This is a genomic window from Treponema sp., from assembly GCF_052169735.1.
In the GTDB taxonomy this organism is placed as follows: domain Bacteria; phylum Spirochaetota; class Spirochaetia; order Treponematales; family Treponemataceae; genus Treponema.
Window position 1 is genome coordinate 1 of record NZ_JBQNBW010000077.1, and the last position, 9,869, is coordinate 9,869.

Genomic DNA, 9,869 nt, shown 5'->3' on the forward strand with positions numbered 1-9,869 from the left:
TTAATGAAAAGAAGTACTGGATTTCTGTATAAACTAATTTTGATTACTTACTTACTTACTTATTAAAAAAAAGCGATGCGCCCGTGACTATGGAAAATGCAATAAAGACAACTATCATCAAGGCGGAAAAAATCCCTATGGTTGCCAAATCTTTTACCGTTAATCTTTTTGATATATCCATCATAATACCTCCAAAACTCTTTTCGAGTAGGAAGCATGTTAGCAATAACAAACTTAAATGTCTTTACCGTTCAGACCGTCTTTACCCATTCGGACGCACATTTTACGGTATTCGCTCGGAGAAAGATGGTATATTTTTTTGAAAGCATCGGAAAACTTTGCCGTACTTGCATACCCGCAGCGGAAAGCAATGTCTGTTATCGTTGCCGGACTATCACGCAAGGCTTCCGCCGCCTTGGTAAAGCGGAGATGTTTTAAATCGGCATAGAGGGTTTTTCCGTAAAGCGTTTTATAACATCGCTTCATTGTGGTTTTTGCAATACCGAATTTTTCGGCAAGTTCATTGTGAGTAAGATGAATATCAGGATGTGCTTCCATAAAGCGATGGATTGATTTTACAATACTGCAATTTGTTTTATTAAAAAATTCTCTTTGCTGAGGAGTGCCGTTGTTTTGTGTACCGAGATATGACAGTAATTCCGCCATTTTGATTTTTAAGTACGGCAGCATCATATTGTCGGGTACGGTGTAAAGCCCTGCAAAACTGTTTTGCATAAATGCCGAGTGTTTTAATAAGAACGGCGTATCTTCCGTATAGAGTCTTTGTAAAACGTTCGTGTAATCGATATGCGGAAAATACGGTGCAAGATTTTTTTGCGCGGAAAAAGACGGTGCAATTAAAACGGTAATTCCCTGATAGCAGCCGATAGGAAATGCCGATTTTTTATGCGTGTTTTGCAAGGAATGAGCTGAAAAATCTTCTGCCGATAGATGTACGCTAGTACCGTCTTGCATAGTACAGCTGAAAGCTCCATACTTGCAATAATTTATTTCCAATCCCGCTTCCGGCTCTACATCCGTTTCAGCAGTGTTCAACCGAATGTCATTAAACAAAACGTCCACACCATAAAAAGGCGTATATCGGATAATCCGTGCCGTTTCCTTCTCCTGCGTACCGTATGCATACACAGAAGCGTTTGGTGAGTCTTTTATTTTTTTATATCCGCTTCCGTAAATGCGGTGCATAAGGTCATTTGCAGGCATAAAAAAATCCTTATATAGAAATGAGTATATGTAAAAAGTAAAGAAAAACAAGAGTGTTGTTGATTAAGTGCTTCGTTATCTTACTTTCCATCTTTATATCCTCTATCTCCTCCAATTTTATTTTTTTTAATCGCAATATCATATTGGACGTAGATGAGTAAAGAGCTGCGATAAATCATATTAAGGTTAATATTTTAGCGTAAATAAAATCCTTATAGTTTAAAGCCGGAAGCCGCACATAGCATTATTTTGCTATTTATTGTATAATATAGGCTGTAGGAGCCTATTATGAGCCGTAAAGTTTTTTGTGAAAAAGATGGAATTGTAATTACCTATACCGATAACGGCATTCCGCAATCTTGACGCACTGGAGAGTGCCTGATGCCTATAACATAGAAGTACAATTTTATAATTGATTATATTAGGAACTTTCAAAATTGACCAACAGTTATCAAAGTTTTATAGAACATACCGGCAGCACACTTACAAAAAAAGGCGCATTGCTGAACGAGTGTTTTGATACATACCAATTCTCATCCGACTACGGTAAAGGATTCACCGCCGTATACGAAATCGATACCTATGCAAACATTTGTATTGCGGAACATTCATATATCAGGGATTTTGAATATTCCGTGCCGGCAGAGGACTCCATCATCATACAACAGTACGATTCCATATATTCCGATCGGCGTTATCCGCAGGGGAATGTATCGGCAGGAATGCAGTATATCGCTTATGCACCGGATAACCGAACCTATCGATATGTCATCAAAAAAAATGTTCCGGCAAAGGTGATTGGTATTCAGCTGCTGCCGGATTATTACGAAACCTATCTCAAAAAAGAATTTGGCATAAAAGGAATTGATTTAAAAAAAGATCTACAGGTGTTCCCGCATGGTGTTGTAATTCCGGAAATTGCAGCAGTATTTAGCAGGATACGCAGTTTTAACGGGAGCGAACTCAGTACACGGCTTTTTTTCAAAAGCAAGATTGATGAGCTGACTGCAATCATTATTCAGAAAGCGGAAGAGTTCCGCTGTATGCATGATCTGAAACTTGCAGCTTCCGACAAGCGTGCCGTTGCAAGGATCATGGAATATGCGAACGATCATTTATCTCAAAACTTTTTGTTATCCGAACTGGCAGCCGAAGCATATATGAGTGTTTCAAAATTCAAGTATGTGTTTAAGGCGGTTACGGGGCAACCATTCTCCGGCTACGTAACGCAAAAGAGGATGGAAAAAGCCTGTGAACTTTTAACACACAGTAATCTCTATGTTGCGGAAATTGCTAACCAGCTCGGCTATAAAAATGCGGGAAGTTTTTCCGTTCAATTCAAAAAATATACAGGTGTTCTGCCGTCTGACTACCGCACTTATTGATGTGTATTGATATGCACTTATTTTTACCCCAAAAGGTTTATCGGTAGAAGATTTGATAACAGCTGATGTTTTTACCGTATTGATGATTGCGTTTATAATAGTAGGCGGCATGTTTTTTGCAGATTATTATTGTATCACCTCACTATACGAATAACACAGTGTAGACGAGAGGGCAACCAAAGAACACTAGCCGTCGCCGGTTGCCTCTCTATAAAGTAGCGTTTATTGAGCTTTTTTCCAAACTTTTAAGCTATCGCGGTGAATTTTTTGCTTTCCTGCATCGTCTTTTTTATAATAATCCGCACCTAAACCGCTTATCCAGTGACCGTATACCGGATTCGGTAAAACAATGTATTTTACACCGAAATCGGTTTTATATTTATCAACCGTTGCGTTGCGCACATCATTGAGCTTGTGATAGGTTTCTCCTGTGAAGGCGAAATCATCTAAGTTGTCGCCGGCGTATACAACAATTTCGTAACCGGCTTTTTCAACTTGTTCAAAGCGTGATGTTTTTTTGGACTCTTTATCTTTAAGCAGTAGAGACGTTTCATCGACACCAGTAAATCCAAGCGCTTTTAAGTTTTCGAGGGTTGCCTGATACTCAGCACCTACTTTCCGGTTGGAGACATAGAACATTTTTCCGCCATGCGAATTAACATAATTGGCAAATTCTACTGCTCCGGGTATCGCCATAGCCTGTTTTGCTTCGCACCATTGAGTCCACATTGACGAGTCAAAACTTTTGTGTGCCAATAAACGGTAAGCCCCTTCTGCCATGTTATCGATCATTGTTTCGTCAAGATCGACGGCAACGGCTTTCTTCATACCGTTTGCAGGTTTAGCGGCATCGAATGCCATTTTTGCTGCGTTGAATGCCTGATATGCAAGTGCGCGGTATTCGCCTGACTGCTGCATCCAGTTGATTGCCAGCATTGTTTGCTCAGCCAATAATGCCTCGTCTGACAATTTGTAGGCAGCATCGGATTTATTCTGCATCCCGGAATCCGTTGCACAAGCAGCAAAGAAGAGCGCACCTACGGACATCATAAAAAGAACTTTTACTAGGTTTTTCATTGTAACCTCCCTAAAATAGTAAGAGAAACGTTTTTAAGTATCTATCTATTTCGACCCTATCAAAATACGATAGATTATAACTTTTAGCTTACTCTTAGAAGAATATTGTACCATAGAAGCTATGCGCATGCAAGAAAAATATGTATAGGGAACCTCTAAAAACATCAGACCTATCGGCTTGTTCTGTAAGAAAATGATTTATCATATCCGCTAAATCGGACTGTGAATCGGTTTTTTAGAGATCCCTGCGTGTTTAATCCCAGATAAGCGGACGCTTATTATCAGACAGGCGTTTATCAAGATAGTCCTTATTCAAATGGAGCGTACGGACAAGCCTTCTCATCTGATCTGCAGAGAGGAGGTTCTGCTCCGCAAAGAGGAAGATGAGCGCCCGCTCCGCAATACACGGAACACGGAGGGCGTTCATCCGCTCCGGTGAAGGGTTCGCGCAATCGAGATATTCGGTTTTAAAGGTATTGTATAACTCCGAATGCTCAATATCATGCTGAATTGCTGCCAGCTCTCCCAAAAGCGGCTCCATATTTCCCCTACTTGCCTCAATCCCTAACGGCTTCAATGTAAAAAAGGTGTACTGCTTTCCCGGCAAAAAATGATGCTGATCGCAGCGGGTGCAGTAGTTCGGCTCGAAGGGGTCTTCTTTTTTTCGGTCTCCTCCGATAATAATCAGCGGATCAAAATAGAGTGCTGGACATTCAATCCCATCGACAATGTAGTAGCGGTAGGTGTTATACCCGTTTTGCAGGCAGTCAGGATGCTCACAATAGGCGGAAAACGGATATATTTCCGTAGCTGTTTCTACCAGCAGCCGTGCCGTTGCGTTAAAGATTTCTCCCCGGAAGTTTAAAAGCAAGGTTGGCATCACAAACACTAAACCGCGCCGGTCGCTTTCCTTTTTAATCACATATGCAAGCCGTTCATCATAAAAGGCAGCCTCATCTATAATCCATGTACCGATATGAGGACGCGCTTCAATCAATTTTTCCAGGGTGAAGGAGTTACCGACCGTCGCTATATCCTCCCCGCATCGCTGGTAGCCGCCGCGGTATGCAAGGGCATCATCAGGATAGCCGGGAAACCGCTCTTTATCGAGGCTGTACCGGGCAAAAAAGGTATAGCGCCGGTCTGCCGAGCCGATCCCGCTTGCAGGATCAAAGAGGTCTTTTTGAGAATTTGCCCCGCTGGTTAGCCGTTGTACTGTGCTGCTTTTTGTCCTGGCAACCTGCGCGTCCCTCCACACATGTCCGGCATATTCGGTTTTCCCGGAGCCCATCGGTCCAACTACGAGGATCCGCCGTGAGGCAGCGGAAAAATCGAAGTGAGCCTTAGGCTCATGCATTACAAGCGATGGAAAGCCGAGGTTTTTAAACCACGCATTGATCTGTTCCTGAACAGGTTCCGTAGTAGTCATTATAAAGCTCCAAAGCGGGAAAATGGAAAGACCCGCAGCACTGTTGTCCCAAGAATCTTGTGTGCAGAAACATACTTAGGCTCACTATTGCTTTGAAAACGGATAGAAAACGCGTCATTTTTATCTACCGGTTCCAGCCGGAAAAAATAGGCATGGCGCATATCGGTTGAATTAAACCGGTTATCACCCATCATAAAATAATGATTGTCAGGGATATACTCATCACCGGCGGGGAACACGTCCATATTACGCTGGCTTGTCCATGCAAGGTAAAACGCGTAATTCTGCGCTTCCTGCAGCAGCCTTGTACGCTCCTCATCGGAGATAAATTGCTCTGCCGTTGCATTTGCCTGGAACAGCTCTATATTCCGCACAACAAGTTTTCCAAAACAGAGTTTGATCAGCGCATTAAACTGAGCAAACCGCTTTTCGTAAAGGCTTGCCTGCTCAGCTGAACTGCTCTGCCAGTAGGGTACCCACCCGGTCATAAAAGATCGAAACCAATCGATTCCGCCGTTCGTTGTTAAAATTTTTCTGCTAATGGAATCATTTGCGGAAAAAAGGGCTATCATTTCATATTCTGCAGCTTGTAAAAAATCAATGGCCGGTGCGGTATCTGTCTGCTTTTTCAGCGCGGCAACCCGCTCTGCTAACGCCTCTGCCTGCTGTAGGGCATCGGTAAAATCTAAATCCCTGCGCTGAGTCTCTACCGCTTCTAGAATGCGCAGTTCATCAGCATTGATTTTTATGTCTTTTATCAGCCGTTGTTCAGACTGCGGTAAAATGGTGAGATCCCAGTTAGCATAGAGCCGATCATCTTCTACCGGAGCAAACGCTGAATCATCCCGGTGCTTTGCGTACAGCACCCCATCGACCATCATCAGCTTTTCACCGGGCATTCCGGTAATGCGCTTAACGAGGGGATCGGCTTTCGGCTTTCCATAGTCATCGGTATTGATGTTCACCTGTGCCAGCGTAAGCATATACACCAGCTGCGAAAGGAAGGTTTTCAGCTGTGCCTTGGGTGTGTTTGCATAATTCGGATTGCTTAAAATAACAATGTCTCCGCGTTTATACGTTTTCCACTGGGGAAGCCGGAAAGACGAGAGCGGAAAAGCAGGGCCTGCGGCTGTTTTAAAACCGATCACCGTGTCGCCGATCATAAACTCCGGTACCATTGACTCCGAAGGAATACGGTACACTTGAAAGATAAAAATATTCACCAGTAGTACAAAAAACACTGCGTAAAATGCTGCATCAGCCCATTCAAGCAGCTCGGTGATAAGGCTCTTTTTCTTTGGTTGAGCTGCCTCCGTTTGCGGAAAATACTTTGCAATACGCTTATCCTTTGTGTAATAGACAATGCCTTGCTTTAATAGAACAATGATAAACCAGAACACAGCAAGCACGGCATCCAACACGGCAGGAGACTGAGCTACCAAGGCACGGGAACAGATAAAACAGGCAATCATTGCGAATGGCCAGTATTCAAAGAGCTTTCTCATTACAGCAAGGCTGCGGTAGCTTTTTGTCTGCATAAATCGGATATAGGAATAGAGTAATATGGAAGAAAACGCAATTCCGGCACCAGCGCCGGCAAACGCGAAGCCTTGCACATTATGTACGAGCAACAATACTGAAAAAAGAAAAGAAAAGGCTGAACAGCCCCAAAAAAATAGTGACATGACTACCTCGTATACAAGGTCATCGCTAAAAACTCGGTTAGATTTTTAGCGATGACCGACGAGTTTTTTGATAAGTCCTTACATTGTTATGACTTATCAAGAAACATCGCAAATAATCTAAGGAAAACCTCTAAAAACGGATTCGCAATTCGCTTGAGCGGATATGATGCATAATTTCCTTACAGAACAAGCCGACAGGCTTGCTGTTTTAGAGGTTCCCGCAAAGAAAACTACACGGAACAGAGAGGCTATCCCCTATTCCGTGCATTACCACACCATGAAGCAGATGTTTTCTATTATTTATTTTTGAAAAAAGCTGCAAAGGGATTGTACTTTGTGCCGTCATCATCCTTCCGCGGGCGGGCTTCTGCAACACGCCGCTCTGACCGGACTGCCGGCTGCCGCTCCCCGCGGTGAGCCAAGTGTTTTTCTCCCTGCACAGCAGGGGCGCCGCTGGCGGTTTTAACCGCAACGGTTTTTCCGTCCTTGGTTTTTACGGTGATTTTTTTTACTTCCGCCTTTTGCTTTGCAGTTAGCTTCCCCTGTACCCCGCTTTCGCTTTTCCGGCTGAGTGAGATGCGGCGGCGTGCTTCGTCGAGCGCAATAATCCGGCATTCGACAATATCGCCGACTTTTACCGCCTCAAGCGGGTCGGAAACAAAGCTGTCGCTCATCTCGGAGATGTGCAGCAGGGCGGTTTCCTTAATACCGAGGTCAACAAAGGCACCGAAGTCTACAACATTTTTGATCTTGCCCTTAACGGTCATACCGAGTTTAAGGTCTTCAAACAAGAGAACACCCTGCTGCATAATCGGCTTGGGGCAGTCCTCACGGGGGTCGCGGTTCGGTTTTTTCAGTTCTTCGATAATGTCGCTGACTGTTTGCTCGCCGAGCTGATATTTTTCCTGCAACTCCATTCGCACCTCTTTGGTTACCGGTTCATTTTTGCGTACAATCTGATAGATAACCTCCGCTGCAGGATAATTTTCGGGGTGCACCCACGAGTTATCCAGCGGATTTGCGCTCTCCGGTATCTTCAAAAAACCGGCACATTGTTCAAAGGTCTTTGGCCCCAAACCGCTGACATTATGGAGCTGTTCCCGGTCGGTAAAGATGCCGGTTTTTTCGCGGTGGCTGACAATTTTTTTCGCCAATCCGCTCGTAATACCGGACACGTATTTGAGCAGCGAGGCGCTTGCGGTGTTCAAATTCACACCGACATTGTTTACTACCGAACCGACAACCGCATCCAGCTCTTCTGAAAGTTTTTTCTGGTTTAAGTCATGCTGATAGAGTCCGACACCGATAGACTTGGGATCGATTTTAACGAGTTCGGCAAGGGGATCCTGCAAGCGCCGCCCGATGGAGATAGCCCCGCGGATGGTCAGATCCAAGTCGGGGAACTCCTCGCGGGCAACATCTCCTGCGGAATACACGGAGGCTCCGTCCTCATCAACTACCGTAAACAGTACCTCAGAGCAATGCGTTTTAATCACATCGGACACAATTTCTTGCACCTCGTGAGAGCCTGTCCCGTTACCCACTGCGATGAGCTGTACCTTATAGTCTTTTACCGCTTTGAGCAACGCCGCTTTTGCTTCCTCTGTCTTGTGCTGATAAATAACAAAAGAGCCGAGGTACTTGCCGGTTTCGTCTAAGGCGGCGCATTTGGTACCGGTTCTAATACCGGGGTCTACGCCAAGTACACGGGTTCCCTTAATCGGCTGCGTCATCAAAAGGTGTTTTAAGTTTTCGCTAAAAATAGTAATGCCGTGGGTGTCAGCTTCTTCGCCTAAGTTGCTGCGGATTTCGCGGAGTACCGCAGGACTCAGCAGCCGCACGACTCCGTCTGCAATCGCTTCACTGTGGTATTTGTTATGCTGTATCGAACGGCTCTGTACCCGCGCAACCGCTTCGTCTACATCAACATTGATTTTTACTTCCAAAACACCTTCACGCTCTCCGCGGTTGATGGCAAGCACCCGGTGCGGTTTAATCTGGTTCAGCGCTTCGGAATATTCCCAGTACATCTGATACACAGAGGTTTTCTGCGCTTCTTCATCCCCGATACCCTTCACTTCAAAAAGACCGGTTGCCATAAAGAAATCATGTACCGCTTTCCGGTTTTCAGTATCCTGAGCCGTTTCTTCGGCGATAATATCGGAAGCTCCCGCAAGCGCATCCTCTACCGTCGGCACATTGAGCGTTTCATCTTCGCAATCGGTTTTAACAAAGTCCTGTGCCCGTTTTACAAGCTCCGCTTCCTCCAATTCCTTCATTAAATCAGCTAGACCCTGCAAACCGCGTTCAACAGCCAGCATACCGCGTGTCTTTTTCTTCTTTTTAAAGGGTGCCCAAATATCTTCAAGCTCTGCCAGCGTTGATGCCTTCATAATATTGTCATAGAGCAGCTCGGTCAGCTTTTCCGCTGCAAACACACCCCGCACAATCTCAAGCCGCCGCGTTTCCAAGTTGACGTAGGATTTAAACAATTTATCGGAATCCCGAACTTGAACTTCATCGAGAGAACCGTGCATTTCTTTACGATACCGGGAAATAAAGGGGATGGTACATCCCTCGTTGACCAATGTGATAACTGCGGAAACCTGCTGCATCCTGATATTCAGCTCTTCCGCAACCTTTTTCATAATGTCGATCTCGTTCACTACAAGACCGTCAATAAACTCTTGCGTTAATTCCATGCGGGCGAGTATAACGGATTTTGGCTTTTTTTTAAAGAGGGAAAATGAAGATGAATAAACGGCAAAGCCGCCCTAACTCCCAACCGTCTCATCACACGGCTGACCTGTTTCGCTGTTACATCTCCTCCGTCTCTTTTTATATCCCAGATAAAACATAACTGCTTACTTGCATTCTTCCTCTTTTGTATCTATAATAGTCCCTATGTTGAGCTGTAAGATCGTATTACCGCAGTATAATACATTTCTCTCCCAAGCACAAAAAACGTGCAAAGCCCTTGACATGCAAATGATGGCTTCAACAATACTCACAGCTCACAGCTCACAGCTCACAGCTCACAGCTCACAGCTCACAGCTCACAGCTCACAG

At 44.6% G+C, this 9,869-nt stretch carries 7 protein-coding genes; 1 reads left to right on the plus strand and 6 read right to left on the minus strand.

What is annotated here, in order from left to right; translation table 11 throughout:
• Positions 1 to 55: 55 nt before the first annotated feature.
• Together ACTTJ8_RS10550 and ACTTJ8_RS10555 are read right to left on the minus strand one after the other, a co-directional pair.
• On the minus strand, positions 56 to 184 hold the full coding sequence (locus ACTTJ8_RS10550; protein ID WP_442721162.1) for a hypothetical protein: 129 nt from the start codon (positions 182 to 184) through the stop codon (positions 56 to 58).
• A gap of 50 nt (positions 185 to 234) precedes the next feature.
• Positions 235 to 1,224 (minus strand): helix-turn-helix domain-containing protein, encoded by a 990-nt coding sequence (locus tag ACTTJ8_RS10555; RefSeq protein WP_442721163.1) that lies wholly within the window; start codon positions 1,222 to 1,224, stop codon positions 235 to 237.
• A 437-nt stretch (positions 1,225 to 1,661) separates the two neighbouring features.
• Here ACTTJ8_RS10555 and ACTTJ8_RS10560 point away from each other — a divergent pair, with 437 nt between their 5' ends.
• Positions 1,662 to 2,609, plus strand: a complete 948-nt coding sequence (locus ACTTJ8_RS10560) for a helix-turn-helix domain-containing protein (protein ID WP_442721164.1) — start codon at positions 1,662 to 1,664, stop codon at positions 2,607 to 2,609.
• A 222-nt stretch (positions 2,610 to 2,831) separates the two neighbouring features.
• Here ACTTJ8_RS10560 and ACTTJ8_RS10565 read toward each other — a convergent pair whose 3' ends face one another.
• The 4 genes from ACTTJ8_RS10565 to ACTTJ8_RS10580 all read right to left on the minus strand — a co-directional run bounded on the left by ACTTJ8_RS10565 (position 2,832) and on the right by ACTTJ8_RS10580 (position 9,502).
• Positions 2,832 to 3,686, minus strand: a complete 855-nt coding sequence (locus ACTTJ8_RS10565) for a 5'-nucleotidase, lipoprotein e(P4) family (RefSeq protein WP_442716806.1) — start codon at positions 3,684 to 3,686, stop codon at positions 2,832 to 2,834.
• 253 nt (positions 3,687 to 3,939) lie between these two features.
• Positions 3,940 to 5,115, minus strand: coding sequence for a thymidine kinase (locus ACTTJ8_RS10570; protein WP_442721165.1), 1,176 nt, complete (start codon positions 5,113 to 5,115; stop codon positions 3,940 to 3,942).
• Entirely contained in the window at positions 5,115 to 6,800 is a 1,686-nt protein-coding gene (gene lepB, locus ACTTJ8_RS10575) for a signal peptidase I (protein WP_442721166.1), read from the minus strand. The genes ACTTJ8_RS10570 and lepB overlap by 1 nt, the downstream gene beginning before the upstream one ends.
• A 296-nt stretch (positions 6,801 to 7,096) precedes the next feature.
• The gene (locus ACTTJ8_RS10580; RefSeq protein ID WP_442721167.1) at positions 7,097 to 9,502 is read right to left on the minus strand and encodes a helix-hairpin-helix domain-containing protein; all 2,406 of its coding nucleotides are present in this window, start codon (positions 9,500 to 9,502) and stop codon (positions 7,097 to 7,099) included.
• Positions 9,503 to 9,869 lie beyond the last annotated feature (367 nt).

What these genes read in the sequence shown, in the direction of transcription:
- ACTTJ8_RS10550 (WP_442721162.1), bottom strand. Translation starts at nt 184, where the DNA reads ATGATGGATATATCAAAAAGATTAACGGTAAAAGATTTGGCAACCATA.
- ACTTJ8_RS10555 (WP_442721163.1), bottom strand. Translation starts at nt 1,224, where the DNA reads ATGCCTGCAAATGACCTTATGCACCGCATTTACGGAAGCGGATATAAA.
- ACTTJ8_RS10565 (WP_442716806.1), bottom strand. Translation starts at nt 3,686, where the DNA reads ATGAAAAACCTAGTAAAAGTTCTTTTTATGATGTCCGTAGGTGCGCTC.
- ACTTJ8_RS10570 (WP_442721165.1), bottom strand. Translation starts at nt 5,115, where the DNA reads ATGACTACTACGGAACCTGTTCAGGAACAGATCAATGCGTGGTTTAAA.
- lepB (WP_442721166.1), bottom strand. Translation starts at nt 6,800, where the DNA reads ATGTCACTATTTTTTTGGGGCTGTTCAGCCTTTTCTTTTCTTTTTTCA.
- ACTTJ8_RS10580 (WP_442721167.1), bottom strand. Translation starts at nt 9,502, where the DNA reads ATGGAATTAACGCAAGAGTTTATTGACGGTCTTGTAGTGAACGAGATC.